Source organism: Bradyrhizobium genosp. L (genome assembly GCF_015624485.1).
Lineage (GTDB): Bacteria > Pseudomonadota > Alphaproteobacteria > Rhizobiales > Xanthobacteraceae > Bradyrhizobium.
The window spans coordinates 7,232,098-7,250,795 of sequence record NZ_CP061378.1 but is presented as its reverse complement, the minus strand read 5'-3'; the positions used below and the strand labels follow the sequence as shown (position 1 = coordinate 7,250,795).

General features: G+C 64.0%; 16 protein-coding genes. 7 read left to right on the top strand and 9 right to left on the bottom strand.

Going from position 1 to position 18,698, the window contains the following annotated elements; genetic code table 11:
- Positions 1 to 47: 47 nt before the first annotated feature.
- The 3 genes from IC762_RS34460 to IC762_RS34450 are packed head-to-tail and all read right to left on the bottom strand — an operon-like array spanning position 48 to position 2,444.
- Positions 48 to 890, bottom strand: coding sequence for an alpha/beta fold hydrolase (locus IC762_RS34460; protein ID WP_195786509.1), 843 nt, complete (start codon positions 888 to 890; stop codon positions 48 to 50).
- Positions 880 to 1,278: a carboxymuconolactone decarboxylase family protein gene (locus IC762_RS34455; protein ID WP_210338408.1), complete on the bottom strand. Its 399-nt coding sequence runs from the start codon at positions 1,276 to 1,278 to the stop codon at positions 880 to 882. Before IC762_RS34455 ends, IC762_RS34460 begins: the two co-directional genes overlap by 11 nt.
- A gap of 38 nt (positions 1,279 to 1,316) precedes the next feature.
- A complete protein-coding gene (locus tag IC762_RS34450) occupies positions 1,317 to 2,444 on the bottom strand; it encodes an FAD-dependent monooxygenase (protein ID WP_195786507.1) in 1,128 nt (375 codons plus the stop codon).
- A gap of 344 nt (positions 2,445 to 2,788) precedes the next feature.
- On the opposite strand from IC762_RS34450, the gene IC762_RS34445 reads away from it, so the two are divergent.
- Positions 2,789 to 4,105 carry a dicarboxylate/amino acid:cation symporter gene (locus IC762_RS34445; protein WP_195786506.1) on the top strand — a complete coding sequence of 439 codons (1,317 nt, stop codon included), beginning with the start codon at positions 2,789 to 2,791 and terminating at the stop codon, positions 4,103 to 4,105.
- Positions 4,106 to 4,129: 24 nt separating this feature from the next.
- Positions 4,130 to 5,059, top strand: coding sequence for a LysR substrate-binding domain-containing protein (locus tag IC762_RS34440; RefSeq protein WP_195786505.1), 930 nt, complete (start codon positions 4,130 to 4,132; stop codon positions 5,057 to 5,059).
- A gap of 178 nt (positions 5,060 to 5,237) precedes the next feature.
- Here the strand turns inward: IC762_RS34440 and IC762_RS34435 are convergent, their stop codons facing one another.
- The 3 genes from IC762_RS34435 to IC762_RS34425 all read right to left on the bottom strand — a co-directional run bounded on the left by IC762_RS34435 (position 5,238) and on the right by IC762_RS34425 (position 7,559).
- On the bottom strand, positions 5,238 to 5,429 hold the full coding sequence (locus tag IC762_RS34435; RefSeq protein ID WP_195786504.1) for a hypothetical protein: 192 nt from the start codon (positions 5,427 to 5,429) through the stop codon (positions 5,238 to 5,240).
- Positions 5,430 to 5,602: 173 nt separating this feature from the next.
- Entirely contained in the window at positions 5,603 to 6,214 is a 612-nt protein-coding gene (locus tag IC762_RS34430) for a sigma-70 family RNA polymerase sigma factor (protein ID WP_195786503.1), read from the bottom strand.
- A gap of 280 nt (positions 6,215 to 6,494) precedes the next feature.
- Entirely contained in the window at positions 6,495 to 7,559 is a 1,065-nt protein-coding gene (locus IC762_RS34425; protein WP_195786502.1) for an acyltransferase family protein, read from the bottom strand.
- Between the two features lie 177 nt (positions 7,560 to 7,736).
- Between IC762_RS34425 and IC762_RS34420 the strand changes: the two genes are divergently transcribed.
- The 4 genes from IC762_RS34420 to IC762_RS34405 all read left to right on the top strand — a co-directional run bounded on the left by IC762_RS34420 (position 7,737) and on the right by IC762_RS34405 (position 13,965).
- Complete coding sequence (locus IC762_RS34420) at positions 7,737 to 9,056, top strand: UDP-glucose dehydrogenase family protein (protein ID WP_195786501.1); 1,320 nt, start codon at positions 7,737 to 7,739, stop codon at positions 9,054 to 9,056.
- A gap of 140 nt (positions 9,057 to 9,196) precedes the next feature.
- Positions 9,197 to 11,665, top strand: a complete 2,469-nt coding sequence (gene hrpB, locus IC762_RS34415; protein ID WP_195786500.1) for an ATP-dependent helicase HrpB — start codon at positions 9,197 to 9,199, stop codon at positions 11,663 to 11,665.
- A 148-nt stretch (positions 11,666 to 11,813) separates the two neighbouring features.
- On the top strand, positions 11,814 to 13,265 hold the full coding sequence (locus IC762_RS34410) for an NCS1 family nucleobase:cation symporter-1 (protein ID WP_195786499.1): 1,452 nt from the start codon (positions 11,814 to 11,816) through the stop codon (positions 13,263 to 13,265).
- 187 nt (positions 13,266 to 13,452) lie between these two features.
- Entirely contained in the window at positions 13,453 to 13,965 is a 513-nt protein-coding gene (locus IC762_RS34405) for a TIGR02281 family clan AA aspartic protease (RefSeq protein ID WP_195786498.1), read from the top strand.
- A gap of 105 nt (positions 13,966 to 14,070) precedes the next feature.
- On the opposite strand, the gene IC762_RS34400 is transcribed toward IC762_RS34405, so the two are convergent.
- The 3 genes from IC762_RS34400 to IC762_RS34390 form a co-directional block, all read right to left on the bottom strand.
- Positions 14,071 to 14,556 (bottom strand): hypothetical protein, encoded by a 486-nt coding sequence (locus tag IC762_RS34400; RefSeq protein WP_195786497.1) that lies wholly within the window; start codon positions 14,554 to 14,556, stop codon positions 14,071 to 14,073.
- 9 nt (positions 14,557 to 14,565) lie between these two features.
- Positions 14,566 to 15,279 carry a hypothetical protein gene (locus IC762_RS34395; protein ID WP_195786496.1) on the bottom strand — a complete coding sequence of 238 codons (714 nt, stop codon included), beginning with the start codon at positions 15,277 to 15,279 and terminating at the stop codon, positions 14,566 to 14,568.
- Positions 15,280 to 15,731: 452 nt separating this feature from the next.
- Entirely contained in the window at positions 15,732 to 16,124 is a 393-nt protein-coding gene (locus IC762_RS34390) for a hypothetical protein (RefSeq protein WP_195786495.1), read from the bottom strand.
- Between the two features lie 990 nt (positions 16,125 to 17,114).
- Here IC762_RS34390 and IC762_RS34385 point away from each other — a divergent pair.
- Positions 17,115 to 18,614, top strand: a complete 1,500-nt coding sequence (locus IC762_RS34385; RefSeq protein WP_195786494.1) for a phosphomannomutase/phosphoglucomutase — start codon at positions 17,115 to 17,117, stop codon at positions 18,612 to 18,614.
- The last annotated feature ends 84 nt before the right edge of the window (positions 18,615 to 18,698 follow it).

Sequence of the window (18,698 nt, the reverse complement as noted above, 5' to 3'; positions counted from 1 at the left end):
GGGGCCCGAGCGGCGTCACGTCCGCGTGAGGCCGGCCGTGTCCGGTTTCACGCGAACGCGCGGAGGTGTTGGTTGATCGCGGCATCGACCTCGTCCGGATGATCCACCTGGGGCAGGTGCCCGGCGTCGGGAATGGTCACCAGCGGGCAGCCGAGCATCGTCGCCAGGTCTCGCATCGGCTGCACCAGCAACGTATCGAGCGCGCCCACGATCATCGTCAGCGGCACCTTCAGCTGCTTGACGCCGTCGAGATAGGCGAGCCCCTGGATCGCGCGGGCACAGCCGATGAAGCCCTCGGGATCGGTCTCGTTGATACAGTCGAGCAATGCGGTCGCGATCGCAGGATGCGCCTCGAGAAAGGGCTGTCCGAACCAGCGCTCGGCGGTAGGCGCCGCCAGCGGCGCAATGCCGCGCTCGCGCACCAGCGCGATCCGGTCGTCCCATGCGGCGGCGAAGGGCGGCGGCGCATCGGCGCGTGCGGCGAGCACGCACAGGCTGAGCACGCGGTCGGGATGGCGCACGCCGAGCCCGAACGCCGTCATGCCGCCCTGCGAGACGCCGATCACGTGAGCCTTTGCGATGCTGAAATGATCGAGCACGGCGACCGCATCCGCCACCAGGTCGTCCATGCTGTAGGGACCGCGCGGCGCCTCGGATTGTCCGTGGCCACGGCTGTCGAGCGCGAGCACGCGGTGGCCGCGGGCGGCGAGCGCGATCGCCTGACGGTGCCAGATCGCGCTGCTGGTCAGGATCGAATGGCAGAGCAACACCGGCTTGCCTTGCTCAGGGCCGCCGATGCGCAGGCTGAGCCGCCCGGCCTTGCCCAGTACATCTTGCCGGACAAAGCCGTGCCATGCGGCGGTAACGATCGGGGCCGGTTCAGTCGACAAGACCCATCTCCGCAAAAACATCCTTGGCGATGCGGAAACTGTCGAGCCCGGCGGGCATGCCGCAATAGACCGCGATCTGCAGGAACACCTCGCGCAGCTCGGCCTTGCTCAGTCCGTTGTTGAGCGCGCCGCGGATATGCACCTTGAGCTCGTGCGGCCGGTTGAGCGCCGCGATCATGCCGAGGTTGAGCAGGCTGCGGCTGCGCTTGTCGAGGTCCGGCCTGTTCCAGATCTCATCCCAGCAATATTCGGTCGCGAGCTTCTGGATCGGCCAGTTGAAATCATCGGCCGCCTTCAGCGAGCGCTCGACATAGGCGTCGCCGAGCACGCTGCGGCGGGTCTGCAACCCGCGCTCGAATTTCTCGCCGCGGGGATTTGCGTCGGTCATCATCGTCTCCGTTTGAAGTGAGGTCAGGCCAGCGCCGGCTAGGCGAGCGGCGTGTTCCAGGCGTCGTAGCCGTAGACCCAGGCCGGATCGGTCGGGTTCTTCAGCCAGGTGTTGGTCCGTGAACTCCCCTGCACGCGCGAGGTTCGCGGCTTGCGCGTCGCCTCGAAGCGGCGGAAGGCATCAGAGACACCATCGCGGTCGACGCCGGTCAGGCAGCGCGACAGCACCGCGGCATCCTCGATCGCCATCGCCGCGCCCTGCGCCATGTAGGGCGTCATTGGATGGCAGGCGTCGCCGAGCAGCGTGATGTTGCCCTCGCTCCAGCGCGGCAGCGGATCGCGGTCGACCAGCGCCCATTTGTGCACCGATGGGCAGGCGTCCAGCACGTGACGAACCTGGGGATGGAAGTCTTCGAACGCCTTGCGCAATTCGCGCACGTCGCCGGTCGCCGACCAGGATTCCACGGTAAACCCCGGCTCCGGCTGGCTGGTGACGAAGTAGACCTCGCTGCGGTCGGGCTTGACGTAATAGATGACGATGTGGCGATCCGGCCCCCACCATTTGGTGCAGTCGTCGATCGGATAGCCGTTCAGCAGCGACGCGGGGAAGACGGTGCGATAGGCGATGCGGCCGGTAAAGTTCGGTTCGTTGCGGCCGAACAGACGCTCCTTGACCAAGGAATGCACGCCGTCCGCCGCGACCAGGGCGTCGACGGTCGCGGTGTGGCCGTTGGCGAAGGCCAGCGCGACCGAACCGTCCGCGCGCTGTTCGATCGCGGTCAGCTTGTGATCGAGGCGAACGAGATCGTCAGGCACGGCGCTGGCGAGCGCCGCATGCAAATCGCCGCGATGCCCGAGCAGATAAGGCGCACCGTAACGCTCCTCGGCGGAGGGGCCGAACACCATGTCGAAGCGCACCTCGCCGGTGTCGTACTCCTTGTTGTTCCAGGAGCGCGGATAGAACGCCTGGCGGCGCAGCAGCGGCTCCAGATCCCAGGCCCGCATCACCTTCATGGCGTTGCAGCCGATCTGGATGCCGGCGCCGAGCCGGGTGAAGCGCTGGGCCTGCTCGTACACGGTGACATCGACGCCTGCGCGGCTCAGGGCCGCGGCGGAGGCAAGCCCGCCCATGCCGGCGCCGATCACCGCCACTGAAAGTCTGCTCATTGTCGTTCCTCACAGCTTGGCCGGTTTGGCGACCGGCTTCCCCGCCTTTGTCGTTCAAAGCCGGCCGCACCCGCAAACGAGTAATGCTGACGGAGCGTGAGGTGGGCTCACGCGGCTCGTCGAGAACTCTGCGCCACAGTGATTGTCGCGCCGCACAAGACTGCCTCTGTCGCCGATCGCGTCGTTTCGGCCTGCGTCAGCCTGTGAGCTGAGGTCACGCTGCCTGAGCTTAACTCGTTTGCGCTTTGCGCGATCGCTCGCCAACGTTCAAGCGCTGCCGGATCGGCGTTTGCCGATGATTTCGCCCGCGCGGCCAACAGCAAGACATCCGAGGATCGACGCCCATGTCCACGATCACCAATGACGGCGCCACCCGTCTCGATGCCGTCGCGACGCCCTGGCATGCGCGTCTCTATGTGCAGGTGCTGGTCGGCATCGCGCTGGGCGCGCTCGTCGGTTATCTCTGGCCCGATGTCGGCGCGGCGCTGAAGCCGCTCGGTGACGCGCTGATCAAGATGATCAAGATGGCGATTGCGCCGATCGTCTTCCTCACCGTGGTGGACGGCATTGCGAGCCTCGGCGACATGCGCAAGGCCGGCCGGATCGGACTGAAGACCATCCTGTATTTCGAGGTCGCCACCACCGCGGCGCTGATCCTCGGCCTCATCGTCATCAATCTGGCGCGGCCGGGCGAGGGCATGCACGTCTCGGCGGCCTCGCTCGATTCCCGCCTGGTCGCCTCCTACGTGACCCAGTCGCACGACCAGTCCGTGGTCGGTTTCCTGATGAACGTGATCCCGTCGACCATCGGCGGCGCGTTCACCAGCGGCGATACGCTCCAGGTGCTGTTTTTCGCCGTGTTCTTTGGCATCGCGCTGCAGCGCTATGGCGAGAACGGCAAGCCGGTGCTGGTGGCGATCGAGAAGCTGTCGAAGATCCTCTTCATCCTGATCGGCATGATCATGCGGATCGCGCCGATCGGCGCGTTCGGCGCCATGGCCTTCACCATCGGCAAGTACGGCGCCGGCTCGATCGTCGCATTGTCGCACTTCATGCTGGTGTTCTATCTCACGTGCCTCCTGTTCATCATCGTCGGCCTCGGCATCGTGTCGCGCCTCGCAGGCTTCAGCATCTTCAAGCTGATCCGCTATCTCCGGGAAGAGCTGCTGCTGGTGTTCGGCCTGTCAGGTTCGGAATCGGTGATGCCGCGGTTCATCGACAAGATGAAGGCGGCCGGCTGCGCGGAATCGACCGTCGGCCTCGTGATTCCGACCGGCTACACCTTCAATCTCGACGGCACCTGCATCTACCTCACCATGGCCGCCGTGTTCCTCGCCCAGGCCACCGACACGCCGATGTCGCTGATGCAGCAGATCGGCCTCGTCGTGGTCTGCCTCTTGACGTCGAAGGGCGCCGCCGCCGTGCCGGGCAGCGGCTTCATCGTGCTGGCCGCGACATTGGGCTCGATCGGCCATGTGCCCGTCGCAAGCATCGCGCTGCTGCTCGGCATCGACCGCTTCATGTCGGAAGCGCGTGCGCTGACCAACTTCATCGGCACGGCGGTGGCGACCGTGGTGGTGTCGCGCTGGGAAGGCGATCTCGACCGCGCCCAGTTCGCCCGCGCCCTCGACAATCCGGACGCCTCCACGCTATCCTCCTGATCCTTCCGGAGACGCGACACCACCATGAGGAAGTTGCCACCGCTCAACGCGGTGCGGACATTCGAGGCAGCCGCGCGGCATGTGAGCTTCACCAAGGCCGCGGAAGAGCTGCTCGTCACCCACGGCGCCGTCAGCCGCCAGGTCGCGCTTCTCGAGGAGTGGTTCGGCGTCAAGCTGTTCCGCCGCGCACCCTCGCAGCTGACGCTGACCGCCGCCGGGCAAATCTATTATCGCGAGGTCACGGCGATCCTGGATCGGCTGGCGCTGGCGTCGATGGACATGAAGCAATACGGCACGCCGTCGGTGCTGCGCGTCAGCGCGCCGCCGACCTTTGCGATGCGCTGGCTGATCCGGCGCATCGCCTCGTTCCAGCGCATCCGCGCCGACGTCGAGTTGCGGCTGTTGACCTCGATCGGGCCGCTCAACGTCAACGACCGCTCGTTCGACGTCGCGATCCGCGGCAATGTCGGTGAGCCCGTCGGCTGGGTGTCGCAGCATTTCATGACCGAGATGATCGCGCCGGTCTGCCACGTCGATTTGCTGACGCGCGGGCGGCTCGTCACCCCCGATGACCTCAGGCACCATACCCTGATCACCTATCTCACCGAGCCCTATGACTGGCCGCGCTGGCTCGCCCAGGCCGGTGCCGAGATGAGCGCGGACCAGGAGACGCTGCGGTTCGAGCAGATGTTCTTTGCGCTGCAGGCGACGATCGAGCGGATCGGCATCGGGCTGTTTCCGCTGTTCCTGGTGATCGACGAGTTGATGGCCGGCCAGCTCTGCCTGCCGTTCGGCGATCTCGGCCTGCGCAAGCGCGAGTACCGCTCGTTCTACCTCGCCGACAACGAGAGTGCGGCGGCGATCGCCGACTTCACCGCTTGGCTCGCCGACGCCGGCCAGGAGACCGAGCAGTTCATGCTGGACTGGGCCACCTCGAAAGGCTGGAGCTTCTAGAGCATAGGTTCGCTTCACCTCTCCCAAGGGAGAGGTGGCACTTCCGATGCCGGCCGGACCAAGCCAACCTTATCGCGCGTTAGCCCGCCAAATAGAGAACGACCCGGCTGGGGGGCATCCCGGCCGGGTCGCTGGAGGTCACTTGGGAGGTTGGAACGTAGATGGTCTCGAAATTCGGTCAGCGGGCTCCGCTGGTGGAGATCACGCAGACCTCCGCAGATGTCTTGGTGCTGCAGTCGACCACCTGCTCGCGGACCTGCATGGTGCCGTCGCGGTGACCGCGAGGGGCAATCTGCTGGCTGGACAGCGAGGCCAGGGTAGCGACCGCGCCGAGCGGGACGATGAAAAAGCGAAGGGAAGGCTTCAACATTTCTCTCTCCTGTTCGGCGGTTGGCGTTGCGTCGTTGGCTGGAGGTTTAGAGGCTGCGTTTTTCCGGGTGATGTCGTCGTCTGTTTCAATTGTTTCGTCGTCGGACTTTATTGGCTTCGTGGACAACTGCCGGGATTGCGCGATCTCTATTTAAGTAATTGAATTTATTATGTTTATGCCGCGACACTGTCCACGCCAGCGCCCTTCAGGAGGTCGGCGAGCTGCTTGCGGGCATAGAACATCCGGGTCTTCACCGTGCTCTGCGGGATGCCGATGATCAGCCCGGCCTCCTCGACCGACTTCTCATGGTAGTAGACCAGGTTGATGATCTCGCGGTGCGCCGGCGACAGCTTGGCGACGCAGGCGCGCAGGATCTGGCTGGTGGTGGCACGGTCCAGCGAGGTTTCCGGCGTGTCGGCGCCGTCGGCGATCTCCAGCACGTCGTCCTGGTCGATATCCTCGTGCTTGCGCTGGCGCAGTGCGGTCAGCGCCTTGAAGCGGGCGATCGACAGCAGCCAGGTCGAAACCTGGGAGCGGCCCTCGAACTGGGTCGCGGTGCGCCAGACGTCCAGGAACACCTGGCTGACCAGGTCCTCGGCCATCGTGGTGTCGCGCACCATCCGCAGCACGAACCGGTAGACCCGGACGTTGTGCCGGGAATAGAGCACGTGCATCGCGGTGCGGTCGCCACCGCCGATACTCTCGAGCAGCATTTCATCCGAGGTCGCGCGGGCAGTGGCAATGTGCTGCTTGGCTGCGGCGTTGATGGCGATGACGTTCGACATGACAGGCTCCCAGTTCGCCGTTGGGCGGCGGTTCGTTGGGAGAATTGTTAGTTACGGCCGGTTTCTGGATGTCTGCGCCAAAAGCGGAAAATGGTTTCATGAGCGGGAGAATTGTTTCGTCGCTGCCGCCGCGACGAAACATTCGGGATCAAAAATCCAATAATTTCAATGGACGGGAATTCTGCAGGCCGATGACGACCTGGATGGAACGAATCCGGGTCATGACTTTTGGCACTGTAATCCCGTCTTCGCCCGAAGGCGCTGTTGGCGTCTGGCGGGCTTACTCAGCCGCCTGCAGCGTGGGCGCTGCCTTTTTCGGGGCAATCCAGAACGTGTCGGGCCGTTCGAACAGGAAATTGGCCCGTGCCGCCAGCGCCAGCCGCCAGATCACGAGGGAACCGGCGACGCCGACCGCGGTCACGATCAGCGAGATCAGGCCGATGTCGTGGATCAGGTCGCTGCGCAGCAGCACCGTGCGCGTCGCCGCCATCGGCAGGAAGAAGGCGAGATAGATCACGATCGAATGCTCGCCGCAGAAGCGCAAGCCGTCGAGCCAGCGCGCGCGTGCCAGCAACGTGCCGATGACGACGATCGCACAGGCACCGGCAAATCCGAGCCCGAGCGAAACAATTGGCAATTCGCTCCACCCGAGCGAGACCAGCCCGCCATTGACCAGCGCCCACAGCCCGAGCCCGAGAAGTGCAAGCGGTGGCCGCGCCCGTGCGCGGTTCGACAGCGCGAACACGGCATCGGCCATGACATAGCCGGTGAAGAAGTAGACGAAGCGCGCGCTGAATTCGTCGATCACGGTCCAGCCGGTCGCCACGTGCATCGTTTCGAGCGCCGCCGCGATCAGCCAGATGACGAGCGGGTGAACGTTGCGTGTCAGTTTGGTGACGACGAAGAAGATCGGCAGCAGATAGATGAACCAGAGCGTACCGAACGGGTCGATGAAGGATTCCAGGTACAACAGCCCGGTCTGACCCCAGCCGATGTTCTCGGCCAGCGATGGCGCCTTGAAGCCGAACTGGATGGTCACCCACAGCACATAGAAATAGGCGAAGTGCATCACCTTGCGGTCGAGATAGGTGCGCCAGTCTCTGTTGATCACGACCGCGAGGAAAAGCCCTGATATCATGAAGAAGTCGGGCATCCGGAACGGCTTTGCGAACATCACCACATAATGCATGAAGCCGGTCTGGTCGGCGGCCTTCTCGACCCCCAGCACCGAATGCATCATCACCACCATGACGATGCAGATGCCCTTGGCATAGTCGACCCAATCCACGCGTCCGCCGCTTGCGGCGGAACGATCTGTGGCGGCGGCTGTGCCGTTTGTGGTCATCTCTGTCCTGTTTCGGCGGGATCGCGCCCATCATCGGCCCGATCTGTTGCTTTCCCCTTTATTCATACAAACGACATGCCGCCGAAGCCGCCGTTTTCCGCATTTCCCTGAGGCGGCAAATGTTCTAAGAGGCGCACCAATCCAGGGGTCGTTAACCAATAGGAAACGGGTTGTTTCATGCGCATCGCCATGATTGGCACGGGTTATGTGGGGCTGGTGTCGGGCGCCTGCTTTTCGGATTTCGGTCACCATGTGATCTGCGTCGACAAGGATGCCGGCAAGATCGCCGCTCTGCATCGCGGTGAGATCCCGATCTTCGAGCCCGGCCTCGATGCGCTGGTTGAGGCCAATGTGAAGGCCAAGCGGCTCGAATTCACCACCGATCTGGCGCCAGCGGTTGCCGAGGCCGACGCGGTGTTCATCGCCGTCGGCACGCCGTCGCGGCGCGGCGACGGCCATGCCGACCTCACCTATGTCTATGGCGCCGCGCGCGAGATCGCGGCGGCGCTGAAGCGCTTCACCGTCGTCGTCACCAAGTCGACCGTGCCGGTCGGCACCGGCGACGAGGTCGAGCGTCTGATCCACGAGACCAATCCCGCGGCCGACGTGGTGGTCGCCTCCAATCCGGAATTCCTGCGCGAGGGCGCCGCGATCCGCGACTTCAAATTCCCCGATCGCATCGTGGTCGGCACCTCGGACGAGCGCGGACGCAAGGTGCTCGGCGACATCTACCGGCCGCTGTCGCTGAACCAGGCGCCGCTGATGTTCACTGCGCGACGCACCGCGGAGCTCATCAAGTATGCGGCTAATGCCTTCCTCGCCACCAAGATCACCTTCATCAACGAGATCGCCGATCTCTCCGAAAAGGTCGGCGCCGACGTCCAGGAGGTTGCGCGCGGCATCGGCCTCGACAACCGCATCGGCTCCAAATTCCTGCATGCGGGGCCGGGCTTCGGCGGCTCCTGCTTCCCGAAGGACACCCGTGCGCTGATCAAGATCGCGCAGGATTACGACGTGCAACTGCGCATCGTCGAAGCCGTGCTCGGCGTCAACGACAACCGCAAGCGCGCGATGGCGCGCAAGGTCGCCAACCTCTCCGGCGGCAATCTGCGCGGCAAGACCGTTGCGGTGCTCGGCCTGACCTTCAAGCCCGACACCGACGACATGCGCGAGTCGCCGTCGATCCCGATCGTCACCGGGCTGCTCGACCTCGGCGCCAAGGTCCGCGCGCATGACCCGGTCGGCATCGAGCAGGCCCGCAAGGAACTGCCCGAGATCGAGTATTGCGACGATCCCTATGACTGCGTGAAGGGCGCCGACGCGATGGTGGTCGTCACCGAATGGGTGCAGTACCGCACGCTCGATCTGGAGCGGCTGAAGGCCGAGATGAAGCAGCCGGTCGTGGTCGACCTGCGCAACGTCTACCGCCCCGAGGACATGGCGGCCCACGGCTTCGCCTATGACAGCATCGGCCGCGCGCCGGTGACGAAGGCCTAAATACGTCATTTCCGTCATGGCCGGGCTAGAGCGCGAAGCGCGTCTTCGCGTAAGATGTCCCGGCCATCCACGTCTTGTTTCCTGCCGGGAAGACGTGGATGCCCGGGACAGGCCCGGGCATGACGACGTGGTGAAAGTATTTGCCCCGCAAGTTCGATACGCCCCTCCCCATCGACGCCGTGCTCGACGATCTCGACCGCACGCTGGACGGCCACAACGCCGCGGTGCTGGTCGCGCCGCCCGGCGCCGGCAAGACCACGCGCGTGCCGCTGGCGCTGCTCGATGCCCCCTGGGCCAGGGGGAGGAAGATCATCGTGCTGGAGCCGCGCCGCATCGCGGCGCGCGCCAGCGCCGAGCGAATGGCGAAGACGCTCGGCGAGCGCGCCGGCGAGACCGTCGGCTATCGCGTCCGCTTCGGCTCAAAGGTGTCGCGCGCGACACGGATCGAGGTGGTCACCGAGGGCATCTTCTCGCGCCAGATTCTCGATGATCCCGAGCTCACCGGCGTTGCCGCGGTGCTGTTCGATGAATTCCACGAGCGCTCGCTCGACGCCGATCTCGGACTGGCACTGGCGCGCGACGCGCAGACCGGGTTGCGCGAGGATTTGCGCATCCTCGTGATGTCCGCGACGCTCGACGGCGCGCGGGTCGCCAGACTGCTTGGCGATGCACCGGTGGTCGAAAGCGAGGGCCGCGCCTTCCCGGTCGAGACCCGTTATGTCGGCCGCAAGGTCGACGCGCCGCTGGAGCGGCAGATGGCCGACACGATAGCGGCCACGCTTCGTGCCGATTCCGGTTCGGTGCTGGCCTTCCTGCCCGGCGCGGCCGAGATCCGCCGCACGCAGAATTTCCTGGCCGAGCGCGTGCAGGATCCGTCGGTCGAGATCGTGCCGCTGTTCGGCGCGCTTGATGCATCCGTGCAGGACCGCGCCATTTCGCCGGCACCGAAGGGCATGCGCAAGGTGGTGTTGGCGACCTCCATTGCCGAGACCTCACTGACCATCGAGGGCGTCCGCATCGTGGTGGATTGCGGCCTGGCGCGGGTGCCGCGCTACGAGCCTGGCATCGCGCTGACCCGGCTCGAGACGGTGCGGGCCTCGCGCGCGGCCGTCGATCAGCGCCGCGGCCGCGCCGGACGCACCGAGCCCGGCGTTTGCTACCGCCTCTGGGACGAGCCGCAGACCGCCTCGCTGGCCGCCTACGCCGCGCCGGAGATCCTCGCCGCCGACTTGTCCTCGCTGGTGCTCGACCTCGCGCAATGGGGCGTCAGCGATCCCTCCGCTCTCGCCTTTCTCGATCCGCCGCCGGCGCCGGCGCTGAAGGAAGCAAGGTCGCTGCTATCCGAACTCGGCGCGCTCGACGGCGATGGCCGCCTCACCGCAGAGGGCAAGAGCCTGCGTGCGCTGGCGCTGCCACCGCGGTTGGCGCGCATGATCGTGGATTCGGCCCGCTTCGGCGCCGCGGAGCAGGCGGCCGAGATTGCCGCTATCCTCAGCGAACGCGGGCTCGGCGGCGACAGCGTCGACCTCGACGTCAGGCTCGACCAGTTCCGCCGCGACCGCTCGCAGCGCGCATCGAGCGCGCGCAGCATGGCCGAGCGCTGGGCTGCGCAGGTGAAGGCACCCGTGACCGAGCAGAAGGACCTCTCCACCGGCGTGATGCTGGCCTTCGCCTTCCCGGATCGCGTCGCCAGGAACCGCGGCAATGGCAGCTTCGTGCTGGCCAATGGCCGCGGCGCCGCCGTCGAGCAGACCGCAAGCCTGGCGCGGGCACCCTATATCGCGGTCGGCGAGCTGACCGGCACGGCGGCGAGCGGCCGCATCCTGCTGGCGGCGCCGATCAGCCAGGAGGAGATCGAGCAGCGCTTTGCCGATCAGATCGAGACCGTCGAAGAGGTGACGTTCGACCGGAGCGCGATGGCGCTGCGCGCGCGGCGCCGGCGTTCGTTGCACGCGATCACGTTCGCGGATGCGCCGATGCCGCTGTCGCCGTCGGCGGAGACTGCGCGGATCTTCGCCGCGGGCCTGATCGCCGCGGGACTCGACCGGCTGCCCTGGTCGAAGCATGCCGGGCAATGGCGCGACCGCGTCATGTTCCTGCGCAAGGCCGAGGGCGAGAGCTGGCCCGATCTGTCCGACACCGCACTCGCCGCCCGCGCCGACGACTGGCTGGTGCCGGCGCTGGTCGACAAGAGCGCGCTGAAGGATTTTTCCGCCGGCGATCTGTCTGACGCGCTGACGGCGCTGTTGCCCTGGGAGCTGCGCGCGCGGCTCGACCGCGAGGCGCCGACGCATTTCGAGGCGCCGACCGGGACCCAGCTTGCGATCGACTACGAGGCCGAGCAGGGGCCGACGATTGCGGTTCGGCTGCAGGAACTGTTCGGGCTCAACACCCATCCCTCGATTGCCAGGGGCGCGGTGCCGCTGGTGCTGGAACTGCTGTCGCCGGCGCAGCGGCCGGTGCAGGTCACCCGCGATCTCCCCGGCTTTTGGCGCGGCAGCTACGCCGCGGTCCGTTCCGACCTGCGCGGCCGCTATCCGCGCCACCCCTGGCCGGAGGATCCCGCGAGCGCGATGCCGACAAGGCGGGTGAAACCGCGCGGCACGTGAGTGTCCGACGTCTGAGAACGGCTCTCTGTCGTCATGCCCGGCACAAGGCCGGGCATGACGAACTGGGTAAGTTGCGCTGGCGAGCGTCTCCAAAGAGTGATTAGATTTGCGGGCCGGGATCACGGGCTCGCACTTTGGGGAGGCTCGCTTGGAGATCAAGAACGCATCGCCGTCGTTGTACAATGAGGATCTGGCGCCGGCCAAGGAACGCAATTGGGGCGCGTTCAGCATTTTCAACGTCTGGACCTCGGACGTGCATAGCCTGTGGGGCTATTATCTCGCCGCCAGCCTGTTCCTGCTCTGCGGCAGCTTCATCAACTTCATCCTGGCGATCGGCGTCGGCTCGCTGGTGATCTTCGTGCTGATGAGCCTGATCGGCAATGCCGGCGTGCGAACCGGCGTGCCCTATCCGGTGCTGGCGCGCGCCTCGTTCGGGGTCTGGGGCGCCAACATCCCGGCGCTGGTGCGGGCCATCGTCGCCTGCTTCTGGTACGGCGCGCAGACCGCGGCCGCCTCGGGCGCGATCGTCGCGCTGCTGACCCGGATGGACTCGTTCAAGGCCTTCCACCAGTCCTCCCATATGCTCGGCCATTCCACGCTCGAGGTGATCTGCTTCGTGGTGATCTGGGCGCTGCAACTCCTGATCATCCAGCGCGGCATGGAGACGGTGCGCCGCTTCCAGGACTGGGCCGGCCCCGCGGTGTGGCTGATGATGCTGGTGCTCGCGATCTATCTCTGCGTCCAGGCCGGCGGCATCTCGCTGACCGCGCCGATCCCGCAGGATGTGCTGCTCGAGAAGACCAAGGAAGCCGGCGTTCCCGGCGAGCCCGGCACATTCCCGGCTCTCTGCGCCGTCGCTGCGACCTGGATCACCTACTTTGCCGCGCTCTATCTCAACTTCTGCGACTTCTCGCGCTATGCGCCGGACCCGGCCGCGGTGCGCAAGGGCAATATCTGGGGCCTGCCGGTCAATCTGATCCTGTTCTCGCTGGTCGCCGGCGTCACCACCATCGCCGCGTTCAACGTCTATCACGAGGTGCTGCTGCATCCCGACCAGATCTCGGCGAAGTTCGACAGCTGGTTCCTGGCACTGCTGGCCGCGGTCACCTTCGCGGTGGCGACGCTCGGCATCAACGTCGTCGCCAATTTCGTCTCGCCGGCGTTCGATTTCTCCAATGTGTTTCCGCGCCATATCGACTTCAAGAAGGGCGGCTATATCGCGGCGCTGATCGCGCTGGTGCTGTATCCGTTCGCGCCCTGGGAGGGCAACGCCGCGTCGTTCGTCGGACTGATCGGCGCGACCATGGGGCCGGTGTTCGGCATCATGATGGTCGATTACTATCTGATCGCGAAGGGGCGGGTGAACGTGCCGGCGCTGTATCAGGAGGATGGCGAGTACCGTTTCCAGGGCGGCTGGAACGTTAGCGCGCTGATCGCGGCGGCGATCGGCGCGCTGTTCTCGTCGATCCTGCCGAACTTCACCTCGCTGCTGCCGGCGTGGTGGGCGGTCTATGGCTGGTTCTTCGGCGTCGGGATCGCCGGCGCGGTCTACTACGCGCTGCGGATGGCGATGCCGAGCCCGGTCGCGAAGACCGCCTGAACGCCCGGATAGGCATCCGGAACGAAGCGGCCGATGTCGTTCGGTCCGCTTCGCCCGCATCTGTGCGCCTGCATTAACCCTTCGCTCATCCTTTTCGGCAAAATGGCGGGCTCGCGGCCTCGCGCGCGCTCGCGACAAGACGCGCGGCGTGGTGAAATTGCGTGTCCGGTTTTCCGAGTGTGGCGTCATGCGTAACCTGATCATCCTCGCAGCCATCCTGGTCGGGCTCGGCACCGGCATGTCCCAGCTTGCGAGCAAGATGGCCCCTGCCGCCGCGACCCCGGTCAAGCAGACTGCAGCTCCCGCGATCACCGTGGCGCAGGCCAGCGCCCGCACGCTGACCATTGCACCCGATCCTCGCGGTCATTTCGCGACCGACGGCCGCATCGACGGCCAGCGTCTCGACTTCATGGTCGACACCGGCGCGTCGCTGGTTGCGCTGAACGAGAAGTCCGCCGCCCGCTTCGGCCTGCGTCCGACGCCGGGCGACTACAAGCTGCGCATCTCCACCGCCAACGGCACCATCAAGGCCGCGCGCTCTCGTATCGCGATGATCGAGCTCGGCGGCCTCATCGTGCGCGACGTCGACGTCATGGTGCTGCCGGACGAAGCGCTGTCCGAAAACCTGCTCGGCCTGTCGTTCCTGTCGAAGCTCAAGCGCTTCGAATACACCGGCGGCAAGCTGGTGCTGGAGCAGTAAGCGGCATTTTACACTGAAGCAGCCCCTGCCGGAGGCCACCAAGGTCGTTAGTCCTTCATCACAGTGGGCTTCCGCCGCCTGTTCCTTGCCGGTCTCCCGGCGTACTCACCGTAAATCCCTGCTGCATTCTCTAATATAGTCGGGCGGATCGTCGACATTCGGGCAGCGCACGACCTGATAGCAAAGTACTTCGTCCCCGTGTTTGAATATCGTGACTTTTAAACGATCGCCTTTCTCCGTCGGTTTCCCAATAATGGCTATGCCTAGACCGGCACCGTCACCCGATAGCGACACCTCATCTTCCCCAAAAGGAAAAACGGACAGACACTCTTTCGGCACATCGGTCCATTGCCCATTGTGTTCAATGCGCATCGACCGTTCCAGGCCTACCCCAAAACCTTTCTTTTCCGGGTTTCGGTCGCAAACTGCCTTGAGGGTGCGAAGTTCGATCCTCGCAAGATCCCCACCTTGTTGATTTTTGAAAGTCCAAGTCACGACATCCGGCTTACACCAGGGGCCGGAGTTTGCTTTGCATGCCGTTGAACTGGAGAGCAGAAGGCATAAGGCTCCCGCGAGCGCGAACATTTTCATGGGCCTGACTCAATATTTGTATCGATTCCAATCAGGCATTCTCGCTCCTGTTGGCTTGCCGTGTCGCCAATACAAATAGCTCCCATCCCAAGATCCAACCCACGCTCGATAATCGGGAGTTTTCTGGGAGTAAGCCTTCGCATTGTTTATATCTCCATCACTCTCGAGCTGATTATCCCAGTGCATGTGCCCACGTGCGACCGCACCATTATCGCCAAGCCCCACACCACCGGCTAGCGCTCCGTCTTGGAATCCCCGCGCGATCTGATCGTAGTAATATAGTCCGTTGCGCTTGTAGATTTCCACGCCCAGTTCCGGGATAAAGCCCCTGCTCTTGGTCTCTTCCGGGTAATGCTGGGCACCAAGGTCTCTCATTTCCTTGAGGGCAGCATCCCATGCGCGCTCCGCGCTCTCGAAACCGATCCCTGTATTGCGGCTCGGATAGTCGCCACCTTCGGCGCCGCCAAAGCGCTTGACGCCAGCGACGCCACCCGATCCGCTGGGGCTGTTGCCAGTCGCCGGCCCGTTGACGCCGGGCTGTCCCGCTTCCGTCGCTGGCTGCTGCAGCTGCGTTTGCGCTAGTTGAGTCGGTGTCGGCGGCTGTTGAATCTGCACCGGTTGAGTTACGCCATCCGCGGCGAACGGATCGTGGTCAACGGGAAGGAGCGAGTAGTCATCGAAATCCGGCTGATGGTCCACCGGCACCAGGGAGTAATTAGGCATTGATCATTACCTACAGATATTGCGGACGCCCTTCGGGTGAGCCCGTGCGTGACCGCACCTCGCGGAGAGGGCTGGGTTGGCTTTAGATGTTTGAAGGCACGTGTTTGAAGGATGGCTTGCGCGAGGACGCGGAAGTGTCGCTTCCGGGAAATGCCAATCCCCCGATCCAATTTGCTTCTGTGCCGCTTCGACTATTTTCTGACGCGTGAGGGCCGACGGATCATCCGTCTTGGCCTGATTGACGAGAGACGCCGTTGGCGTCGGATTAGCGTAGCCACCAAAGGGAGCAGCTTTGGCTGCGCCTTGATCCGGGTTGGGGCACTTCCGGTGCGGTCGACACCGTCGCCTGCAGCGGGCGCACCGGCATCGGGCTGACCGGTTCCCGTTGCTGGCTATTGCTGCGGCGGGCCTTGCGGCTTTGACTGGGCCAGCTTGGCATTTTTCGTAAATGTCTATTGTGGAGTTACATCCACGCACTGAGCGGGGTCTGAAATACAGAACTCAGTTTTCCCGGTAATCTGGTCGATTTTCCAAGAGCCTAACACTGGCAATCCGCCAAAAATGTTTGAAACCCCTCCCTGTACGTTAGGTCCTTTGCCGATCGGTTTCTCCGGAAAGCCGGGCCTCTCGGTGCATTGACCGGTTAATTGCTTAGTCTCGGCGTCGAGGATTGCGGTGCAGTGATGAAGCTTATGGTTCTTGTTGTCGAGGCGTTCGACAGCATAATGGTTTACACCAGTCTCCACAGTCGCAAACTCAGCGCAAATTTCGTAATCCGCAGCCAGCCCAACGTTCGCCGTCACGGTTAGCGAAAGTACGAGTATCCCGGTCTTCAGAAGCTTCATAAGACCTCTCCACGTCTTCCCCTGTGATGCGGACCATGTCCCCAGATCGGCAGAAATTCGGACCACGTCACTATTGCGCCGAAAGCGAAAGAAAATTCCTCGCGTTGAAGGCTGTGCTACGGACCATTTGATGGCGCTTCCAGAAGCGTGATCCAAGTTTCAGAACGAAGCCTCGAATCATGCGGTGCGAACTTGGCGATTTGAATGGACCGCCATCAACCGATGCTGCCCAAAAGGCTGCGAGGCGCGCTTGCGGGGACGACCTCGACCGCGGTTATTCAATAGCCCTTGTACTCTCTGACACTCAGGAGGTTTGGATTCCCTTCAACCGGGGTCGCCACCAACAAACCAGTTGGGTCGGTAGCGGTGATTATTCTCAAATTATTGCTGCCGGGTTCTGAGAACGTTAGCGTATGTCCATAAACCCCACCGAAATTCGTGGATCTGGCGTTATCAGTGGCAGTGATTGTGAGATTACGGTTGGCAGTAGTAACCTGAGGGCCCTCTGGCGGGGTGCCAGTCGAGTTTCTAGCGAAAAATAGCTGTCAATCTTACCATGTTCAAGCAAGGGGCCCTGGCTGTCAGCCGGTTCGGTTCGCTGCGGTGGCCAATTTCGGCGCGCTCGGCGGTGGATTGGCCGACAGCGGCCTGTCTGATTCAAAAAGCCCGCAGCGGATTTTCCGGTGCGGGCTAAATTGTTGCGATGATGAAAATGGATCGGTGAGTTGCCCGACGTGTCAACTATCGACACTATTCGACGCGCAGATTTGTTCGACGCGCAGATTGCGGAGCGCCGGGAGCGGTTGAAATAGCAACCGCACGGCAATCCTGTCCATGCCTTGGCGCCCCCCTGCCGAAAACCAGTATTTCGCCGACGCCAAATCTGCCGCAATTATCAGCCACAAGCCATCAATCCTGCCTTCCACCGCGGCGATGCATTCGCTAAAGCCAGCGGCATAGTTCCTCCGCATCTCCACGAGGCCATTCCTGATGTTTCCCAAGCCGAAACCCGTGCTGGTTCCGAACACCTATGCCTTCGAATCCGAGCCGATGGTGAAACCGACCGGGTTTCGCGAATATGACGCGCGCTGGCTGTTCAACAAGGAAATCAACCTGATGGGCGTGCAGGCGCTGGGCATGGGGCTCGGTGCGCTGATTTCGGAACTCGGCGTCAAGCAGGAGATCGTCACCGGCCACGATTTCCGCGGCTATTCGGCCTCGATCAAATACGCGCTGATCTCCGGCCTGATGGCGGCCGGCTGCAAGGTGCACGATATCGGATTGGCCGTCACCCCGATGTCATACTTTGCGCAGTTCGATCTCGACGTGCCCTGCGTCGCGATGGTCACCGCCTCGCATAACGACAATGGCTGGACCGGCGTGAAGATGGGCGCCAACCGTCCGCTGACCTTCGGTCCCGACGAGATGACGCGCTTGAAGCAGATCGTGCTCAACGCCGAATTCAACAACAAGGCCGGCGGTTCCTACCAGTTCCACGAGAACTATCCGGCGCGCTACATCGCCGACCTTACCAACCGGCCGAAGCTGAAGCGCAAGCTCAAGGTGGTGGCCGCCTGCGGCAACGGCACCGCGGGCGCATTCGCACCGCAGGTGCTGGAGGCGATCGGCTGCGAGGTGATTCCGCTCGACACCGAGCTCGATCACACCTTCCCGAAATACAATCCGAATCCCGAAGACATGGAGATGCTGCACGCGATCCGCGACGCCGTGCTGGCGCACAAGGCCGATGTCGGGCTCGGTTTCGACGGCGACGGCGACCGCTGCGGCGTGGTCGACAACACCGGCGAGGAGATCTTTGCCGACAAGGTCGGCGTGATGCTGGCGCGCGACATGTCGGCGATCCACAAGGATGCGCAGTTCGTGGTCGACGTGAAGTCGACCGGGCTGTTCGTCACCGATCCCGTGCTGCAAAAGCAGGGTGCGAAGACGGCGTACTGGAAGACCGGCCATTCCTACATGAAGCGCCGCACCAACGAGATGGGCGCGCTCGCCGGCTTCGAGAAGTCCGGCCACTTCTTCTTCAACAAGCCGTTCGGCCGCGGCTATGACGACGGCCTGGTGTCGGCGATCTCGATCTGCGAGATGCTCGACCGCGCGCCCGGCAAGTCGATGGCCGACCTGAAGGACGCGCTGCCGAAGACCTGGTCGTCGCCGACCATGTCGCCGCACTGCGCCGATGAGACGAAATACGGCGTGGTCGATGCCGTGGTGAAGCATTTCGAGGCGTTGCAGCAGAAAGACGGCAAGGTCGCAGGGCAGAAGATCCGCGATCTCGTCACCGTCAACGGCGTGCGCGTCACCGTCGAGGACGGCAGCTGGGGCCTGGTGCGGGCGTCCTCGAACAAGCCGGAGCTCGTTGTCGTGGTCGAAAGCCCGGTCGCCGAGCAGCGCATGCGCGACATGTTCGAGGCGATGGATTCCGTGCTGCGCACGCATCCCGAAGTCGGCGAGTATAATCAGAAGATCTGAGCGTGGCGACCGCCGCAATAACGCTGTCGTCACCCGCGCAGGCGGGTGACCCAGTACGCCGCGGCCTCTCGACTGAAAACGACT